Consider the following 20,012-nt stretch of genomic DNA (forward strand, 5'->3'; position numbering starts at 1 on the left):
GCCGAAACAAGTTCGGCATGACGGTGAAACTTTATCATCCTAATGAACCATTGAATCAACCCATGATCCAAAAAAAACTAAAAACAACAACAGGTAGCCTAACGGTAGCCATACCTACCAGCCTTAATGAGCTTAAGTTAGGGCAGTTAATGGCCATGCAGGCTACCGAAAACATGACCGACCTGGAGGCAATCCATATCCTATCGGGCATCCCTCTGCAAGAATTGAAGCAGGTACAAAGCTATGCCGAACTGCAAGTTTTTAATGAACAGGTTTTAGCACTGGCCATCGAGATCAAACAGCTCTACAACAGCGAAGCCATACTTGAAACGGTTACGTTTAAGCTAGATGGAAAGCCCAAAAAGGTAAAAGTGATGAGCAACCTGAGCGTTGAACCTGCCGGTGCTTTTATGGCTTCGCGCGATATTATTGCCGAAGAAATAAACCGGCACATTGCGCTGCATGGTCAGGACAACTGGCAGGAAAGTTTCAATCCGTCGTTACAGGTTTGCAGCCAGGTATTGGCCCAATATTTTTATACCAAGGTAACAGGGCAGCCTTATGACGAAGAACTGGCCGCCGCCTTTACACAACAGGTTGAGCAATTGCCCATCACTCAAAGTTTACCCATTGCTAAATATTTTTTTTTGAACTTTCCAAGCTTATCGAAACCGAAAACCGGCTTTTGGCATCGCCTGTATCGGCTTTGGAACAGCGTGCTGGCATACGTGAGTTTGAAACTTTCCGCTATATCAACACCGTTAATGCCCTAGCAGGCGGCGATGTAACCAAGTGGAACCTCATCCTTAACCTGCCCTATAACCGGGTACTCACCAAGCTCCTGCTCAACAAAACCGAAGCCGCCTTTCAAAAGCGCTACACAGAATTACTGCATGCGCAGAAATAGTTCATAGTTCATAGTTCATAGTTCATAGTTCATAGTTCATAGTTCATAGTTCATAGTTCATAGTTCATAGTTCATAGTTCATAGTTCATAGTTCGAATTGGCTTTGCGATGCATTGTTTGAGTTTATTCATCATTTGCACATCTGCACATCAAAAAATCTGCACATTAAAAAATCTCCTTCATGCCTATACGCAATCAAATTTATAATATAACGCAAAGCCTTACCGGTGCGCCGGGCTTTATTTACGGTACCGCTAACGAGCTTAACCGGCTGGCCGATGATGAAGCCTTTCCCTGCGTGTTTATGTACCCCTTGCCCGGTATAGAACTGTCGCCTACCATTAACGGATCGGTAAGTAATAACTTTACTTTAAACCTCGAATTTCTGTTTAATACAGATTTTGATCAATACACGGCCGATAACGAAGTTTACGTAAGCCGGGCATTAAAGCTGGCCAATGAGTTTTTAGTCAAGGCATCGCGGTACCAGGAAGGCCCGTCGCGCTACTTCAAAGTAATGGCTAACAGCAAGGCTAAGTGTGTGCCGGTTTATAATAAATATGATGTGAATACCACTGGTGTAAGCCTCACACTCAACTTACAGGCCATGGGCTTCGAAAGCTTCAATTAATCATTTTAACTAACTATCTATTAATATTAATCATGCCTAAGTTTGCATACATAAATGAAGTAAAGCGTCGTCCAATAAGAGCGGGGTTCAGCATAGCACCGGACATTGAAGTCAGCGACAATCAGCCACAAGTCCCATTGTCGGGCTATCGAATTTATGGTGATGTTTACATTGAAATTAAAGATGAAAATGAACAACCTGTTGCTGGTGATTATCTAACAGTAAAATATCAGACTTATTACGATGGAGTAGCAGCGGGCATACAGACAGCTACCGTCATAGGCACGAATTATCAAATAGGGCGTAATGTCTTGTTGGAAGATACGAGCATGTCTCCACTCCCAGTTTTTGGTGCTGATATCATAGGCGATGTAATGGAGAATAATGGCGGCTACATACCTCCTCCAATTTACGACGCGGCGATAAGCACGGTTACCATCAATCAAACAGAAAGTGGCTCAGGACGAAAAGATGGGCAAATTACCGTTATAGCAACATCCAGTGCGGGCAACATTCAATATAGCCTGGATAGTGTTAACTGGCAATATAGTGCTACTTTTTCAAGCTTAGCAGGTGGCGGCTATATAGCATATATCAAAGATGCTATAGGTGGTACGGCTTCCAAAAGCTTCAATATAGAAACGGTAGCCGGTTTGCTTATTGCCGACCCCACGGTTGAAGTAGGCAACGGTAACCTAAGCCGTTGGAGCGCCGCCTTTAACCCCATTGTATTCACCTATCAGCGCCGCGACTTCTACATCAGCGACACCTATGCCACCGCTTTCGGACAAAATACAACGTTTGTTATCAATGCCTCGTTAAGTTCAAACACAATAAGCGTTACCTCCGGCGATATGGTTTACATAAACACCGGCGACTATGATGGCGTTTACAAAATTGCGGGTGTTGACACTTACAACAATACGATTACCATTGACGTAGCTTACAGCAGCCCCGCGAATAAAACAGGATTTATTAACATCAATAAATTTAAGCCATATTACCAGGTTAATACCCAAATTGAATACGAGGATCCTATTACATTAAAAACAAACACCATCACCTGTACCCATCGCCCCAACTTAAACGGTGTTGTAAAGGCCGATATCTCCAGTTTTTTGCAAAGCCTGTTACGCGCTAAAGACGATAGCAACTTTACCCGGATAAACTTTCGCGATAGCAATTTGAGCGCCAGCTATAAAATAAAATACGCTGAGGTTTGGCAAAACCCTGCTACCGGCGGTAAAGCAGGCGATGTTTACATAGATGCAGGCAAGCCGTACTACGTCATGTATTCGGCCCGGCAATTAGGAGATACCTTTGGTGGCAACATGGCGGCCTACGTACCCTTCAAAACCGTAGACGGCGCAAGCCGCCGCGCACGCTGGATCACTGATTTTGCCGAACCGGCTTACAGTACCGGCTACCCCTTTGATATAGGTTTTATTTACGGTGAAGAACTGGCCGGGCTTGATGTTTATGTAGAGATTACCCCGTTAGATGTTAACCGTAATCCGCTACTGAACAGTATACAAGTAAGTTACCTGCTTAACGAGGACCGTTCGTTTTTGCTTAACCAGGATAGCAGCAAATTGGTAATTAAACGGCTGGAGATCATTAACAAGCCAATTACCCAAACCTTAGCACGCTGTGTTGGACTTAACCGCTTACGCATCAACACCGAATTTAGTGAGCAGGCCAGCTACTTTACCCTTGCCCTTAAGTATACATATTCCGGCAATGTTACACATACCATTACCCAAACACAAACCGTGAGGATTGATGATGCGGTAAACGATCAATCGGTTTACCTGCGCTGGATAGGCTTGAGCGGCTCATGGAACTACTATCGTTTTGTTTATAACCAGGAACTAACTTTAGATGTGCAGAATGCTGTTATCGTAAAAAACCACATCCTCGACTGGGCCAACCAGGATGCCACTGAAGACGTGATCAGTAAAAGCGCCGGGATGAAAATGAAGGTTATGGCAGAGGATCTGTCGGTGGCCGATATTAAGGGGCTGCAATCCATCAAGTATTCGCCTAAAGTGCAAATGCTTGTGAACAAAAACCCGGTTAAATGGCAAACCGTAGTACTCAACACCGCCACCTTTGCCGAGTATGAAACCCGCAACGGTCAGGCCCCCTTCAGCGTAACCTTTAACCTGCCGGCACTTAATATACAAACGCAGTAGAGGAGCGGAGTTGTTGGGTGCGGGGTGCGAGGAGTATGCATAATCTCGCTCTTTAAACCTCGCTCCCTAAATCCTCGCTCCCCGTTCTTCGCACCTCGCTCCCCGCACCTCATAACACGTAACCACCCTATGCTTCAACTCTTCATTAACGACAACCTGGTCGATTTAACCGACGATAGCCCCATTGCGCTTACCTTTCAAATTAATAACCTGGCCGAGGTTAAGAACCAGCAGGGCAATACCAGCAACCAGTTCAAGCTGCCCCTCACCCAGCGTAACCGTCAAATTTTGGGTTTCCCCGATGAGGTAGCCTTTACCGATGATAAGCCTTATCAACAATACACGGCCAAAATAATGCAGGATGGTTTAGAGATCATTCCCTATGGCCAGGCTGAACTTAACAGCGTTGACGACAGTACCGCCAGTATCACCGTACTTTCGGGCAACGTTGATTTTTTTGATGGCATTGAAGGGAAGATATACGACATGGGCGATAACACCACAGACCTAGGTAGGCTACAACTATGGAAGCCCTATGAACACGCCTGGACTATAGACAATGTAGTGGCGTCGCAAAAGCACACTTACCAAAATGGGTGGATATGGCCTGTGGTTGATTACGGCACCCTGCCCGATTCTTTCAATGGACAGCCAACTGTTGATGTGCGCAACCTGCGTCCTGGTTTTTTCTTACGCACGGCAATGGAAGTAATGCTGAAGCCCGGCGGTTACACCTTAAATCCCGAGAGCTTTTTACTGCAAGATGATCTGTATAATAAGCTCATCATCCAGTTCGCTAATGATAATTTTGAGCACGGCCCTGATTATGATAACAGTAACAGCAATTATTCGCTCATAGCGCAAAGTACTATTTTACAGGGCTATCAGTACAAGCGAAACGGCGCTAATGAAGACCTTCGCTTTAGTAACCTCGTTAGAGGTAACAGCCGTATTTATAGCTTACCGGCCAGCGCTTATATAGCCACAGCCGAACTCGACGTAACCATTACCCTGCAATACGGTATATTTTATCAATCTGAAAAACCGGATGGAGCAGTTACCATTTCCATTAAACTGGTTAACAATGCTGATGGACAAGTTAGTTCGCTGGGTTCCATCAGGCACGGATCAGACAGGGTGCCTAAAGATGGCAAGTACTTCCAGGGCGAAATAAGCGGGCAAACTATCACCGTTAATACTTCTCTCAACGTTGGCCAATCGGTAAAGATAGCTTATGACATAGAACAGGCAGTTAAAGAGAAAGTTTATTTTCACATGCACCCTGGAGCCACCTTTACCGTTACCGATAAGTTAGGCAACGTACTCTACGGACAGCAGGTACAAGCCGAACGCATTTTGCCAGACCTGGCCATTAAAGACCTATTGAAAGATACCCTGCAGCGTTTCGGCATTATTTGCCAAACCGATAATACCCGCCGCATGGTTACCATGGCATCGCTGCGTAATTTGGTCAACAATATCCCTCAGGCTAAAGACTGGACCACCAAATGCCTTAATCAAGGCAAAAACATAACATTTCAGCTGGGTGGCTATGCGCAAAATAATTTTTTAAAATACAAGGAGGACGAGAACGTGTTGCCTCTTAATTTGGCCAACGGGCAAATTACCGTCAACGACCGAACCTTGCCTGCTAGCGGCACCTTGTTCGAGAGTCAGTTTGCGCCAACACTTAACCGGCCCTATATTGGCGGCACTATAGCTCAAATTAACAAGGTAGAACCCGGCAGCGGTAATATAAATTTTAGCGTAAACACCCAGCCACGCCTGCTTATACATGATTTGGTTGATTTGCGGAGCCTGGGCCGCAGCATTAAGTTTACCGATGGCCTCGGCACCGACCGTGTAGTAAATGATGTGATATGTACACCCTACTTTGATAAACCCGGCGGTGCACACAGCCTTATGTTTGAAAAGCTGCGCGAGCAATATTACCCCGAACTGGAGAAGATACTGTATCACAGTAAGAAGGTAGTGCGTTGGTTTTTACTTACCCCACGCGATATTTTAGAACTTGACCTGCTCATACCCGTTTACCTGCAGCAAGACGGCGCTTACTATTACATCAATAAAATTGATAGTTGGCGTAAAGGGCAGGCTACCAAGGTGGAGCTCGTAAAGTTGGGGTAACCTAAACTTTAGTTTATTTTTCAAGATACTTGTAATTTCTAAAGTTGAATTTTATATTTACCAATAAAATTAGCAATATAAGTGAAAACAATCCTTACCTTATTACTTGTATCAACTTTAGCTACATCTGCTTTCGCACAAGACAGTGCAACTGTAGAACGTAACGAATACTTAAAAGTTAAACAGAACCCCTGTAATGCTATAGCAGAAAAATATGATGAATTTGAGCAAATTAGGTATGTATACACTTCTTTTGCGCCTACAAGCTATGAAATAAAGCAGTCAATTAAAAACGGTAATAAATTGCCTATGTATAATTGCAATCTTATAAAGGCGACTGAAAAAGGGAAAGTATCTTTCTTATTAAATTTAACTGCTGATGCTGAGGATGAAGCAGATGACAATAATGGGGTAATAATTATATTAAAAAGTGGAAAACGGTTAGTCAAACCAGCTCAATTGGTACAAACAGAGACCGAAAACGATGTGACACAACGTAAATCCATGATTCTTCTTACTGCTGCTGATATTGCTTTATTAAAAACATCTCCGATTCTAAAGTTTAAACTATATGATACGGCAGTTGATAATATAGAACCAGATTCTCGATATCAAGAATTTTTGTGTCTTTTTTCCAGAAAGTAGTTATATCAAATCCTATTAAAAGTAAAATCGTTGTTTTACATTTTTCTAATCAGCCACTCGAGGCTTAACAATTCAGCAATCATTTATATGATTGCTGAATAACAATAAGATCTACATACCGATAATTCTATTTTTAAATTTAACCAATTATTACACTTGAATTACCGCCTCTAAAATATGCCATTTGGCATTTAATACATACTATGAGTACACTTAATCTATCCGAAGGAAACCTATCCGAAATAACTAAAGAGATTACCGCACTTGAAAGCGAAGCGATTAAATTGGCAAAAGCCATTGCCGATATTGTTAAAGAAGAAGAAGAGCTTATTAAGAATGGCAAGAAAACTACTGATACGCTCAAGAAGAATGATGACAAGGTAAAGGCTTTAAGCAAACGATTTGACGATGTAAATAAAAAATTAAAGGACTTTAATAAAGCCATTGACACTGCAGGCAAAAATGCAGAAGGCAGCGAATCAAAACTGTCAAAATTATCTGAGGAGGGAAAGAAACTATCTACCTCTTTAAAAGACGCTTCAGCAAAGGTGAAAGAACTGAGTAAGTTTTTGAAAGAACTTACCACTAACCACACCAAAAACAAAAAAGCAGTTACCGATAATGCTAAGGCCTATGATGCTTTAGCTAAAAAGGTAGATGCAGCCAATAAGAAGCTTAAAGAAAATCAGGAGTTAACTTCTCAAACTGAAGGCAAATCAAAGCCCGAAGGTGCTAAAAAGAAGAAATCTGCAAAAACTAGTGATGAGGATGTAGCAGACGCCGGCAAACAAGACGATTTAAAAAGCAAAGAGCTTGATAAAGACTTAAACACTTTAAGCAAGACCCAAGAGAAGCTCTCCGAGAAAACAAAATCAAGTATAAAGTCCTTAAAAGACCAAGCCAAAGCAGAGGCCAACAGTTCAAAAACAACGGATGATCTAAAGAAGTCTGCTGACGAATTAGGCGAATCAGTAACCGAATCTGCTGAGAAGAGCAAGGAGAGTGCTGATGGTATAAACTTTTTTGATGAAGCAGGTAAAGCAGTTGATAAAACCTTTAATGACCTTGAAAAAAGCAATACCGATTTTGCCAGTGCTGTATCAGACGTAACCACGGGCTTTAACATGATGCAGTCGGGCTTTGATGTGGTCAAAACCGGGTTTACAGGGATAGGCAGTGCTATAAAAAGTTCTGGTTTATGGCTCCTACAATTGGTGCTTGAAAAGGTCTATGAATACTTTACTAAGAACAAGGAAGGAATCAAACAGTTCCAGGGTGGATTGGCTGTAGTTCAAAAAGCAATAGCGTTTGTAAAAGACACGCTTAACTCCATAAAAGCTGTAATTATCGATGCTGTAATGCACCCAGTAGATACCGCTAAAAAGATTTGGGGAACATTAAGTGCTTTCATTAAAGACAAATTTTCGATATTCTCAACCATTGGCAACAATATTGGGAACGCCTTTAAGCACCCTGGCGAAGCTGTAAAGAAGATTTGGAATGTGATCATAGATAACTTAGTTAGCCGCTTTAAAGGTATAAAAGTCTTGTTAGAAGGTCTTTTCCACATGGATTTTAAGAAGATGGCAGATGGTGTTGTGCAGATTGGAACCGGAGTAACCAATATAACTGACAAAACAGCTAAGGCAGTGCAAACATTTAAAAAGGGGGTTAATGAACTATATGATGATGCGGGTAAATTAGTCACAAAGGTGGTTGATGGCGCACAGAAGACTTATCAGGAAGGTCATGACAGGCCTCCCAAATTAGGAGCAAAGCCACCAGCAGGAAAAGGAACCAAGACGTCATCGACCAAAAGCGCAAGACGTACTGGCAGTAAAAAGTCTGAGGGTGATACTGTTGTTAATTCAAGTTTGACAGTAGATATTATTGGGCAAGACTCGAAAGAGATCTTGAATAATTATAGCAAAAACATTGAAGCAACAAATAATTACTTTAAATCGCTCAAGGAGAAACGGAACTTATCTACTCAAGAAATTCAAAATGTTGAAATAGCACATCAAACTGCACTGAAGCAAATAACTGAAAAATTTCAAAATGAGGATGTAAAGAAGTTGGATGAATATGAAGCTGAGTTATTAAAAATTAGTAAAACAGCAGGCAAAAATGCTAAGGAGTTAGCCTTGCAACAGTTAGAGGATGAATACACAGCTAAGATAAGCGTTATTGATAAACAAATTGCTGATGCCGAAGCCCGCAAAGCCGCCACAACTGATGCTCTTGCTAAAGGTGCCGAAGACGCACTTATAGCTCGCGCCAAAAACATTAAAGCCACTCTGCAAACTAAAAAAAGTAATGACGAAGCTGACATAAACCAAACCTCTGACCAAAAAAAGCAGCAGGATGACCTGCAAACCGGCATAGACCAAGCTCAAGATGGCGGCCACAGCATAAAAGCCCTACAACTACAAAAGCAACTATTAGAAGCCCAGCACACCGCAGCTATTACAGCAGCTAAAAAGAACGGCGACGACGTAGTAAAGATAGAAGCCGACTATGCAAAAAAGAAAGCTGACCTCGAAAGTAAATTGGTAGCTTCCAAGATACACGCTGGTGATAAATATATTGATGCTGTACTTAAAAATGCAAAAAAGGATTCTGCTATTTACAAAGCTGCATTTTTAGCAAAAAAAGCTACTGCCATTGCTGATGTAATTATGAGTACTAAGACGGCTATAATTGAGTCGTTTAAAGGTTATGCCGGTATGCCATTTATAGGTCAGGCACTGGCTATAGCACAAGGAGCATTCATTGGCGTGCAAGGAGCTATGTCCATTGCCGAAATTGCAAAACAAAAGCCCGGCTTTGCCCGGGGTGGCCACTATACGTCTGACGGTCGTGGCGCTATTCTACCCGGCTATAGCCGTACCGATAACACCAACGCTTACCTGCGTTCGGGCGAGGCGGTGGTGGTGTCGGAGGCTATGCGCAACCCTTGGGCGCGTAACCTGGTGAGCGCTATCAACGTGGCACATGGCGGTCGCGATTTTTCGGTGCCTAACGCAGGGCGGGGTTATGCCATAGGTGGTATATTTACCGATGGTGGTAATGCTAACCGGTATTACAGTCAGCCTGTAAACGACCAGAAGGATTTGGCCAACACGCTGGCTTACCAAATGATCAATAACTTCCCCCCTATTTACGTAGATGTGAAAGACGTAAACAATCAGCAAAACATTCTGGCGCAAACGGTTGATAGGGTAAATTTATAACCCCCCAGCCCCCTGAAGGGGGAGCAGAAGTCGCATATTTCACCATCTTCTTCCTCCACACTAATAACCTCGCACCCTTCCCTCCCCACTCCTCAAAACCCCGCTCCACGCAACCACAAACAACTTCAAACCATGAATATTCAAACAGCTAACCACCTGTTTAGCAACGGCACCTTGAGCGAAATGTACAAGGCAGGTTTTATCACCGAAAAATTTTTTAGCTATCGTGAAATTTATTTGTGGGTACATTCACAAATGGAAACGCGTAAACTAAGCAAGAACAAGGCAGTAATTGAAGCCCAAGGAAAATTCCAGAAGGATGAACGTACCATTTGGCGCGCCATCAATAGTTTTTCGGGTACTGACACACTTGTGTCACCACTTTAATAAATTATTATTAGCACCTTTGAACTATGCCAATCAGCATATAAAGCAATGTGTAAATGTTGTAATGAGTGATTGAGTGAGTATTAGCTAAAAAAGGTTGTTCGACCTACAAAAAAACGACTACTGACACACTTGTGTCACCACAATCATCCAGAAAGTTCCCGATATTTGAATTGCCAATCAAAAATCTTTCCTGAACCCGAATTCACAGGATTTAAGAAATAACAGAATATCCCTACCCGTTTGAGAATTCTGGCCATTCCATTAATTCTTAAAATTCCGGTTCAAACAAATTCCTCAACGCCATTTGCACATCTGCCCACCCGCACATTTTCACATCAAAAACCTAACTCATGCCTTACAAAATATATCTATACGATACCGATCAGGATGGTATCGGCTCCGGAACGCTTTCGTCGGCCTACGTGCAACAGCAGTTGCAGGTGGCCGGCGGTCAGGAGGTGGAGCTGCACATTAGCTCGGCCGGCGGTTCGGCCTTTGATGCCATTGCCATTTACGATCTGTTAAAGAAATATCCCGCCCGTGTAACCACCTACATTGATGCCCTGGCCGCATCAGCAGCATCAATTGTAGCCATGGGCGGGCACCACATTGTGATGAGCAAATACGCACTGCTCATGATACACAAACCCATGGCCGGTAACGGTGGCAATGCCGACGAGTTACTGAAAGATGTACAAATGCTAAACACTGTACAAGAGCGGCTGGCCAGCATCTACACCGATAAAACGGGACTGGACGAGGTAACCATTAACAGCCTCATTAACGCCGTAACCTGGATGACGGCCGACCAGGCACTGGCCCTGGGGTTTATAGACCGTATTGATGATTATCAAACCCCTATTACCAACAGCGCCATTTTGCAAAAGTGCACCAGTACCGCACCGGCCGTTTACCAGCGCTGCATCAACAAAATATTACTAAACAAAAATCAATCACCCAACAAACAAATGAACATGCACAACACCGATCTCGTGGACAAAACCACGCTGGTTTTAAACAAGATGATGAACTTTTTTAAGAAAGTGATGAACAAGCAAACCATGACCGACAAAGGCCCTTTGCACCACACCACCGAACTGGAGCCCGGCGCCGAAGTATACAACAGCGAAGACATGGAAGAAGCCGCCGCAGATGATGTGTACACCACTGCCGAAGGTGATGAGGTAGCTGTTGAAAAAGGCAAGGTGAAAAAGATAACACCGGGTGGTGAGGAAGCTGCAGAGAGTGAGGAAGAAGAAGTGATGCAAAAACCTAAAAGTAAAATGAAGCCTCACGAAGTGCAAAACCAGGTAGCCACCCTTAAAGCGAAACTACATGCCCAAAATGCCTTGCTCATTGAAGCACGCACCGCCTTGCAAAATGCCCAGTCACGCTTACAGCAAACCCATACCCAGGTAAAAAACGAGATCAAATCTACTTTCACCCCCGAAGGTTCAAAGCGCAGTAACAAAGCACAAACTGAAACTCAACCGTTCTTTGCACCACAATCCACCATTGCTAAAAACGCGGTTAAACAAGCCGTAGATAGTAGCAAGTAGTTAGTATCGAGTAGCAAGATTTACATTCTTGAAATCGTTCAAACTCATCTTTCCAAACCCTTATTACCTTTTTGATCCTGTAGTTATCTTCTCTTGATACCTGATACTAACTACTTGATACCTCTCCATAACAAACTAAACAATCTTAATGGCTCAATTTACCTTTACCAACAACACCTATGCCGGCGAAGCGCTGGCCGGGTTTATGGCTAGCACTTTGCTCGAGGCCGACTCCGTTAAACGCGGACTATTAACTGTAATAAATGATGTAAAATCGAGAAAGATAATCCTCGACGTAGACGACGACGTTAAACTGCAGAACCCATCGGGCATGTTTATCGATCAGGGTACTACCGCCCGCCAGGATGAAACCTACCTCGACCCTGTTACCTACGAATTCATGAAGCAGGAACAATGGGATAAACTGGTGCAAAGCTGGGAAGCCCAAAGTTTAACACCGGGTGCCTTCGGCGATTATGAAGGCGTGGTAGACCTGTCGGACTTTATGGTGCAACGTTACCTTACCAAAATTCAGATCGCTAACGAACGCTTGTACTGGTTGGGCAAATCGGCCACGCAAGAAGCCACTTTTACCGCAGCGTTTAAAGGCTTACTACCCGCCATAGCAGAAAGTACCGGCGTATACAAAGTTGGTTTAAGCAAAGCACCTACTTACATGTCGGCCTCGGGTATTGATGCCAATGGTGTAGTTACCGTAACCAGCACTACCACTTTAACCGATGGCGACGTTATTACAGTTTCGGCAGCAACCGGTACCAGTAAAGACACCACTAATGGCGCTCCGGGCGTTGATGTGGCAGCCCAATCCTACTTTATTAAAGTGTTAGGTGCTACAACTTTTAAATTGGTGCGTAATTACAACGAGATCAACACCCGTAAAGCAGCAACATTTACCGGTACATCATCGGTAGCCAGCATTAGCTACGTTAATGCCAGCAACGTTTTGGGTGTGTTAAGCAGCGTATATTCACAGTTAGATCCGGCAGACCGCAGTCAGGAAGACTTTAACCTGCAAATTCCATTACACATTGGTTATGCTTATGCACAAGCACAGGCTAATAATGCTACTAACGTGTTAAATGCATTTACCGACAAAAAGAAGATGGATTACCTTGGTATGCCGCTTCAATTGATGAACCACTGGCAGGCAAATACCATCCTGGGTGCGCGTTCTACCAACCTGTTCCTTGGCGTTGATTTGCTGGGCGATGCTTCAGAACTATCAACCGTTTACATGAAGCCTTACACTAACGACAATGTGGTGCGCATGAAAGCCCGTATGAAAGCCGCCGTTAACTTTAAGTTTGCCAACGAGCTGTTTTACCTGTCGGCTATTTAAGTAGCAAGTAGTTAGTATCAGGTATCAAGATTAATCTGCTCTAAATTCCTATCTGCCTTATCATCATTACTGCTATTAAGCGGTTCCCTTATTCTGCGTCCCCTTATCAATAATTTTTGTCTTGATACCTGATACTCATTACCTGATACTATTCTAAAAATCACTCATTAACATAATAACTCATTAACTATCCATGCCAACATCCATTTATAATAAAATCAACGCAGGCTTCAGCCTTGCCACTGCATCGCCTGTAACTTCAGGCATCGAAGATGTGATCTATATCTTTAACGAAGACGATATCAAGATCACTTACAACACTACCAATCCGCTCATTATTGATGATCTGGAAAAGGTAGGATCCGGTAAAGTATACAAATTTGAAGGAACCAACAACAGCTTCAACGCCATGAGCAAACTGGCCAAAACACAGGTTGGCCCACGTTACACCGAAGAAATTGACTTCAACATTGCCGGCTTATCGGTAGATATTAAAGGTCAGTTACGTGCCATGGGCTACGGCCGCGTTAAAGCCATCGTGATCAATAACTTTAAAGAAAGCGATTCATCTGTAGAACTGTTCGGCGCCGTTACCAGCCTCATCCTTACCGAAGCGGAACGCAATGCAGCCGATGAGGCTTTAGAAGGTGGTTACAAACTAAAGTTAACCAACCCCGATAAACTGCGCGAGCCATTTCCACCACGTTCTGTATTTATTGGCGACTCTGGTTCGCCAAGCTACGCGAGCACTATTGCTGCCCTTGAAGCATTAACCGCAGCCTAATTGGGTAATAGGTTATGAGCAGCGGGTTGCGGGCAATCACAATTTCAATTTCTATAACCAAAACCTCACCTCGCAACCCGCCACTCTAACCAAGCAACTACATCAAATGAAAACCTACTTACCACAAATTGAGCGTCGTATAAGAGTGCGCCCAAATCAAACTTTTGGTATACTTAATTACGACGTTGATAACGCTTACCCGCAACGTATGCTGGAGTTGGTGGCCGCCTCCCCTACCGCCAAAGATTGCTGGAACAAGCGGGCTAAATTTATAGGCGGTAACGGCTTCGAAGAAAAAACACTGGGTAAGAAGTTAGTAAATGATAAAGGCTTAACCCTGGCCAAGCTGCTTAAAGCTGTAGCTACTGATAAAGCACTCTTCAGCGGATTTGGCATTCATTTGAACTATAATGCCAACTATCAAATTGCATCGGCGCACTACGTTAAGTTTGAAGACATCCGTATGGGTAATACCGATTCCTTAGACACTGCTAACCAGTATGCCATTTACAATGATTGGGGCCGGAAGAGTTGGAAGCATGTAATGCGCTCGAAGATCGTATTTATTGATCATTACAACCCTGACCCGGTAGCTATTGATGAACAGGTAGAAAAGGCCGGTGGTTGGGAAAACTACAAAGGTCAACTGTATTACTTTAACCCTGAAGTGGAAGATTATCCGTTAATTGAAGCCGACAGCGTTTGGGAAGATTTTGAAACTGAAGCCGGCATCAAAACTTTTAATAACCGCGAGGTTACTACCGGCTTTTTACCTTCCACAATGCTGTTTATGCAGGCAAGGCGAGAAGAAGCCGACAATAGTACGCCTAACGCAGATTTGCTGAATGGAAGCAACTCGCCATCACAATTAGAGAAAGACCTGGGTGCATTTCAGGGAACCAAAAGTGCGCAAAAGATCATCGTAATTGAATACGAGGATGAAGCTTCCAAACCCGAATTTAAACCTTATGCTATTCAAAATAACGATAAGTTATTTGAGGCCACAGAAAAATCGGTTGAAGCACGAATTATCAAAGGCTTCTCGGTTCCGAAAGAATTGATCAACGCCGAAAAATCATCTGGCTTAAGCAATGGAGGTGAGAAAAAAGAAGCCATCCGTGAGTTTAATGACAATACCGCACCCGATCGTTTAGAACTAAGCGAGGTGTTTGAAGAACTGTTCAGCAACTTCTGTCAAAATTTAAACCCATCAGGTAACTGGAACATACTACCGGTACCCGGCAATGTGGCCGATGATAGCGCAGGTATGACTGCCGGCACCAGTATTAACCAAATACTCTTATCTGCCATCCCTAGCGAAAACAAGATAGCCATCCTGGTTCATGCATACGGCTTTAAACAAGCCGAAGCAGAGGCCATGACCGCTTAATTTCTCTCCTTTCCCTGTGAGGGGACAACACAATTATATCATGACCGACAATCAAACCACTACTCCCCTTTCAGGGAATTGGGGGATTATTACGCCCGCCATTTTCCAGCAATTTGAAGATATATCTATCAACGTTAAGCCCGAACGCCTGCAGGTTTATATTAAAAAAGCTCAGGAATTAGACCTGAAGCCCTTTTTAAGTTACCCACTTTACTACCAGCTTAACAAATATTTTGAAGCCGACGGTCAAATGAAAACCGACACGCCACAAGTCTACAAGAACCTGGTAAATGGCTGCGAATACACCGACAGATCAGGCTATATCAGCAGGTACGAAGGGCTGATTCCAACTTTAGTGTACTTTACGTTTGCCCGCTTTATTGAAGGCAACGGTGTGCACTATACAGCCACCGGTCCGGTAATTAAACAGTACGACAATGCACAGGCTGTGAGCACGCAAGATTTAACCCGCCTGGTACAGCAGCAACGCAGCGTAGCTAATGCCCACGCCAATGAGGTTGAAAAATTTTTGCAAGATAAGCAAAACGATTACCCGCTATGGCGCTACAACGAGCGCAATAAGAGCGCTCGCCAATCTGGCCCACGTATACGCAGTGTTGATCGTACCAACTTTAATGACGTGACGGGGATAGCCGAGATAGACAATTTTTTACCCTTAGATATCTTCTTATAAACTATGCCCGATAAAAAAATAACCGAATTACAGGTAGCACCACCCATTACAGGCGACGATATAGGTATCTTAGTTAATAATGGAACTGATTACCAATATGCTTTTAGCCAATTACTGAGCTACATATCACAAAACATAGCCACCGGTTGCAACGTAACTTTTGTAAGCACTGTACCACAAAACAACACAGGCAAAAATTCAGACGTTGCTATCAACATTACCACTGGAGCTTTCTATCAAAAGCAGGTTAACAATTGGATAAACACTTATACTCTACCGGCCAGCAGCACTTCCAATGGTAGCGGAATTACCTACGGGTTAGGAGAGCCTAATGCCTCCAGCGGGCAAATCAACGATACCTATATCAATACTGCAAATGGAAGGTTCTATCAAAAAGCAACCGCCGGTTGGCAGCAGGTATTTTCTATGCTCAATGGACCCACAGGCGGCCCAGGCCCAAAGGGAGACACCGGACTGCCTGGCTTAAACGGCAAAAGTTTATTGAATGGCCTCCTCGATCCTTCCAATCAGGCCACGGGTGTTGATGGCGACTTTTACATAAACACCAGCACTTACACCCTATTTGGCCCTAAGCGGAATAGTGATTGGGGCAGCGGAACCGTGATAGTCCCCATTGACTTTGACTTGAAGGCGGACAAAACTTATGTTGATAGGCTTATAGAGGATTCTGGCTTCATCAAGTCTGATGATATAGATCAAGGGCTTACTATTACGAGCGAAAAAAAAATAAAGCTTGACCTCGAAAGTAAATCCTTGATTACTCCAACCCTTTCAGTTACATGGTTGCTGCACAAAGCTGATGGTTCTGATTACATGAACCCAGTAAGCAGCCTAAAGGCATTAACCGTCGACAAAGGGGTAAAAGCCGACTTAGCCGCAAAGTACAACTATCCGGCACCATCGCCTGTTCAGTCCCTGCCTCAACCCCAAACAGCTGGTGGTTTGTTTGCCGGTACGCCCTTTCCGGCGGCTAATACACCTTCGGGTACCGTGCCCCTCAACAATATTGTTGCAGATAGTACTTACAATGTTACCTTCGCAAAACCTAAAAGTGGTTTAATAGTCGCCGGCTCACAAGTTGCATTTCCAACCGGTAATGATACAACTTCAGATAGTGCCTCCATTGCATTCAGAGGCCGGGGATTTTTAATTTCAGCAGCTGATCTTACTTTACAACAAATACAGGAAAATTATAATGCCGGAGCCTTTCAGGCTTCCAGGGCGCGAACGTTCAATAGTGTCACCGCCGGAGTAGGTAATTTTATCTGGTATATCTATGATGCTGCATTAGGCGAATACACATCTATTATTCTTAATGGCGTTGAAGCATATTTCACAGCTTTTGCATTCCAGTCAAGAGTAACCATTGTTAACAACGCCGGTGTTAACACCTCACTAATCATTGGTCGTTCAAACGCACCTAATGCATTTACTAACGTTTCACTAGCCTTTTCATAATGTTATATTCAGGAGACGAAAAAAGACACAACAACCCCGATCTTGCTTATGTTGATGCCGATTTTATAAGGGGTGGTGGTAAAGTTACCGCAAACCTTCAAACCCTACTGACAGACTTTAGCCAAAAGGTCGACCAATTGAAGCAATACATAACGGTTGTCTATGTAATTAGCGAAAAGCAGGTCTACCGTTTAAAGGACGTTAATCAGATCAATAATTTGAGCGTAGGTTGGCAGGTTGATATAAACGTACTACAAGGCCCTAAAGGCGATACCGGTGCAAAGGGTGATACAGGAGCAAAGGGTGCCGATGGTGCGCCCGGCACAAAGGGTGATACAGGAGCAAAGGGTGCCGATGGTGCGCCAGGCACAAAGGGCGATACCGGTGCAAAGGGTGCCGATGGTGCGCCCGGTGCAAAGGGAGATACGGGTGCAAAGGGTGATACCGGCCCGGCTGGCCCTGTCAGCATTGCTACCGATACGGATATGCAAACAGGTACCGACAACACTAAAGCCGCAACCCCTTTAGGTGTGAAAAATTGGTGGACGTGGGTTAAAGGTGCACAAATGTTGTCTGACCAAAACTACACCCAAACGGAAAAAAGCAAGTTGGCCAAAATAGTGACCGACTTTACCGTTGGCTTTGCCTCACCGCGTAGTATTACGGAGCCTGATTACTTCCGTAATCAAACCGTGATCAAGGAGGTGGTTTTGAAAAATGCCGACACTTTTTCTTATTCTATCAATGACGGCCAAAGCTACATTACGCCCTCACTACCGCTAACCCCAGCAACCTATATTACCATACAGGCCGGAACATGGGTACGGTGGCGCATTAAGTTTTCAGCTAACCAGGTTAGCGCATCAGTTAACCTTCTAATACAATAACAATGATTATTCAATTAAATGCAACGTTGGTGTGGGACACCGAAAAACCAATTTACCTGCAAGATTACGAAGTGCAGGAAGCCGTTGGAGCAGCAATGAGTGATGAGCCTGTGAGCCGCACTACGGAACCCTGCCGGGATGGTAACAGCCGTGTGCTTAACGAGCAGTACACTTTCTTCAATGGCCTTTTAAGCGTTGATTATATCTACAATTTCCCGGCCTCATCTAAAGAGTGGGCAGGTTTAGAGGACACTATTTATACTTATCAAGATGGCAAATAATTTTAGATATATTGTACCGGCAAATCAATATAATGCAATTTATTATGTTAGCAAGGCGGGTAATGACAGTAATGCAGGGACAACTCCCGATGCTCCAAAGGCCACTATGTCAGGGGCAATCACAGCAATAAGCAATCTTAGTTCTAACGTAGCCGCGCTCATTATTGTGGGCAGTGGTACTTATGAGGAGGCTTTTCCGGCTACATCAAAGATGGGCAGCGGGTCGAGAATTGTGGCGGACGGCAACGTGGTTATTAGGGGCAACGGTTCTAATAATCTCAATGCAAGTGTTGGTGCACCTATATTCGACGGTTTAATCATCGAAAATTATGCATCTATATCGCTAAGGGCGGGGGTAGTAAATTGTTTGATAAAAAATATTCCTACAATAAATGGCACTTCGGGTTCAATAAATCAAAACAGTGTGTTTGTTAATTGTGCCATTATTAACTCATTTGCTTACAGTTATTGTATATGCATTGATTGTACATTGTTGGCAGGTAGCGCAATTAATTGTTATTTTAATGGCAACTGTTATCTGACCGTAAGCATGATCGGGATGTCGGTGGGTAACTTCGATTATAACCACATCATGGGTTATATCCGGAATACCTCATCGGGTACGTATAAAAACCTGACCGACTTTAATACGGACTTTCCAACGTACAATACGCACAGTCTTGTACCTACGCTTTCGCCACGGTTCAACAGCGTGCCCCGGTTGGATTTTTCTTTGCAGTTTGATAGCCCTATGCTAAACGCAGCAAGTGATAACACCAAAAACATAGGAGGTACTTTGTTTGGTAATCCATACGTAGCGCAAACCGCACCTGAATGGCAGGTAGCTAACGGAGCTGTAATTTCAGTAACCGATGGTACTCCTGACCTTGTTATATCCGGTACAGATCTATCAATTGCCCCGGGCAAAACAAGGGGCATTATTACTTCGGCACCTATGCGCATAGCACTTAACCCGGTGCAAATAGAAAAAATGCAGTATAACGGCCTGTTACTCTTTAATAAAAGTTTAGCGGGTGGAAGTGGCACGAATGTAAACGTGCCCGACAGCAACGTATTTGCAGGGGATAACACTACTGGAGGAGGTAACCCCGACCGTTTAAGCTATGAGATGAGGCACACTGATAACGACCTTATGCCAGGTAGCGATGTGGATTGGCTAAACAGCGGTATCACTGCTCCCGGTAATTTTTTAAGGTACGAATGGAATACTAAACCAATTTTTGACAATGCCGGTTATGGCAACGGCAGCGCCTCGTTTAATCCCAATGGTATCACTTCGCCCGTATCCGCCGTATGGATTCAACTGCGGGTAACACTAACTAACCTTTCAAGCAATGTTTAGTGTAACCGTATTTACAAAGAAGGCTGAAACAGTGCAGCCGATTAGGGGCTTCAAGGGTATTGGTGT

17 protein-coding genes are annotated in these 20,012 nt (G+C 43.7%); all 17 read left to right on the forward strand.

Translation table 11 applies throughout. The features are described from left to right. Nucleotides 1–17: 17 nt before the first annotated feature. Nucleotides 18–773, forward strand: coding sequence for a hypothetical protein (locus tag IEV61_RS12175; protein WP_229747120.1), 756 nt, complete (start codon nucleotides 18–20; stop codon nucleotides 771–773). Next, nucleotides 707–907 carry a hypothetical protein gene (locus IEV61_RS12180; RefSeq protein ID WP_188417048.1) on the forward strand — a complete coding sequence of 67 codons (201 nt, stop codon included), beginning with the start codon at nucleotides 707–709 and terminating at the stop codon, nucleotides 905–907. Before IEV61_RS12175 ends, IEV61_RS12180 begins: the two co-directional genes overlap by 67 nt. Before the next feature lie 181 nt (nucleotides 908–1,088). Beyond that, the gene (locus IEV61_RS12185) at nucleotides 1,089–1,538 is read left to right on the forward strand and encodes a hypothetical protein (protein ID WP_188417049.1); all 450 of its coding nucleotides are present in this window, start codon (nucleotides 1,089–1,091) and stop codon (nucleotides 1,536–1,538) included. A 32-nt stretch (nucleotides 1,539–1,570) separates the two neighbouring features. After that, a complete protein-coding gene (locus IEV61_RS12190) occupies nucleotides 1,571–3,733 on the forward strand; it encodes a hypothetical protein (protein ID WP_188417050.1) in 2,163 nt (720 codons plus the stop codon). Between the two features lie 129 nt (nucleotides 3,734–3,862). Next, nucleotides 3,863–5,881: a hypothetical protein gene (locus tag IEV61_RS12195; RefSeq protein WP_188417051.1), complete on the forward strand. Its 2,019-nt coding sequence runs from the start codon at nucleotides 3,863–3,865 to the stop codon at nucleotides 5,879–5,881. Nucleotides 5,882–5,962: 81 nt separating this feature from the next. Then, the gene (locus IEV61_RS12200; protein WP_188417052.1) at nucleotides 5,963–6,526 is read left to right on the forward strand and encodes a hypothetical protein; all 564 of its coding nucleotides are present in this window, start codon (nucleotides 5,963–5,965) and stop codon (nucleotides 6,524–6,526) included. Nucleotides 6,527–6,729: 203 nt separating this feature from the next. Continuing rightward, complete coding sequence (locus tag IEV61_RS12205; protein WP_188417053.1) at nucleotides 6,730–9,759, forward strand: phage tail family protein; 3,030 nt, start codon at nucleotides 6,730–6,732, stop codon at nucleotides 9,757–9,759. A gap of 132 nt (nucleotides 9,760–9,891) precedes the next feature. Next, complete coding sequence (locus tag IEV61_RS12210) at nucleotides 9,892–10,146, forward strand: hypothetical protein (protein ID WP_188417054.1); 255 nt, start codon at nucleotides 9,892–9,894, stop codon at nucleotides 10,144–10,146. 353 nt (nucleotides 10,147–10,499) lie between these two features. Next, the gene (locus tag IEV61_RS12215) at nucleotides 10,500–11,708 is read left to right on the forward strand and encodes a head maturation protease, ClpP-related (RefSeq protein WP_188417056.1); all 1,209 of its coding nucleotides are present in this window, start codon (nucleotides 10,500–10,502) and stop codon (nucleotides 11,706–11,708) included. A gap of 148 nt (nucleotides 11,709–11,856) precedes the next feature. After that, the gene (locus tag IEV61_RS12220; RefSeq protein WP_188417058.1) at nucleotides 11,857–13,068 is read left to right on the forward strand and encodes a hypothetical protein; all 1,212 of its coding nucleotides are present in this window, start codon (nucleotides 11,857–11,859) and stop codon (nucleotides 13,066–13,068) included. 193 nt (nucleotides 13,069–13,261) lie between these two features. Next, complete coding sequence (locus IEV61_RS12225; protein WP_188417060.1) at nucleotides 13,262–13,852, forward strand: hypothetical protein; 591 nt, start codon at nucleotides 13,262–13,264, stop codon at nucleotides 13,850–13,852. 106 nt (nucleotides 13,853–13,958) lie between these two features. Continuing rightward, the gene (locus IEV61_RS12230) at nucleotides 13,959–15,242 is read left to right on the forward strand and encodes a hypothetical protein (protein ID WP_188417062.1); all 1,284 of its coding nucleotides are present in this window, start codon (nucleotides 13,959–13,961) and stop codon (nucleotides 15,240–15,242) included. 40 nt (nucleotides 15,243–15,282) lie between these two features. After that, on the forward strand, nucleotides 15,283–15,936 hold the full coding sequence (locus tag IEV61_RS12235; RefSeq protein ID WP_188417064.1) for a DUF6712 family protein: 654 nt from the start codon (nucleotides 15,283–15,285) through the stop codon (nucleotides 15,934–15,936). Between the two features lie 3 nt (nucleotides 15,937–15,939). Further along, nucleotides 15,940–17,415, forward strand: coding sequence for a hypothetical protein (locus tag IEV61_RS12240; protein ID WP_188417066.1), 1,476 nt, complete (start codon nucleotides 15,940–15,942; stop codon nucleotides 17,413–17,415). Beyond that, entirely contained in the window at nucleotides 17,415–18,302 is an 888-nt protein-coding gene (locus tag IEV61_RS12245) for a collagen-like triple helix repeat-containing protein (protein WP_188417068.1), read from the forward strand. Before IEV61_RS12240 ends, IEV61_RS12245 begins: the two co-directional genes overlap by 1 nt. Before the next feature lie 2 nt (nucleotides 18,303–18,304). After that, the gene (locus tag IEV61_RS12250; RefSeq protein ID WP_188417070.1) at nucleotides 18,305–18,583 is read left to right on the forward strand and encodes a hypothetical protein; all 279 of its coding nucleotides are present in this window, start codon (nucleotides 18,305–18,307) and stop codon (nucleotides 18,581–18,583) included. Continuing rightward, nucleotides 18,573–19,946: a hypothetical protein gene (locus tag IEV61_RS12255; protein ID WP_188417072.1), complete on the forward strand. Its 1,374-nt coding sequence runs from the start codon at nucleotides 18,573–18,575 to the stop codon at nucleotides 19,944–19,946. The genes IEV61_RS12250 and IEV61_RS12255 overlap by 11 nt, the downstream gene beginning before the upstream one ends. The last annotated feature ends 66 nt before the right edge of the window (nucleotides 19,947–20,012 follow it).

It is taken from the genome of Mucilaginibacter galii (assembly GCF_014635825.1).
GTDB lineage: Bacteria > Bacteroidota > Bacteroidia > Sphingobacteriales > Sphingobacteriaceae > Mucilaginibacter > Mucilaginibacter galii.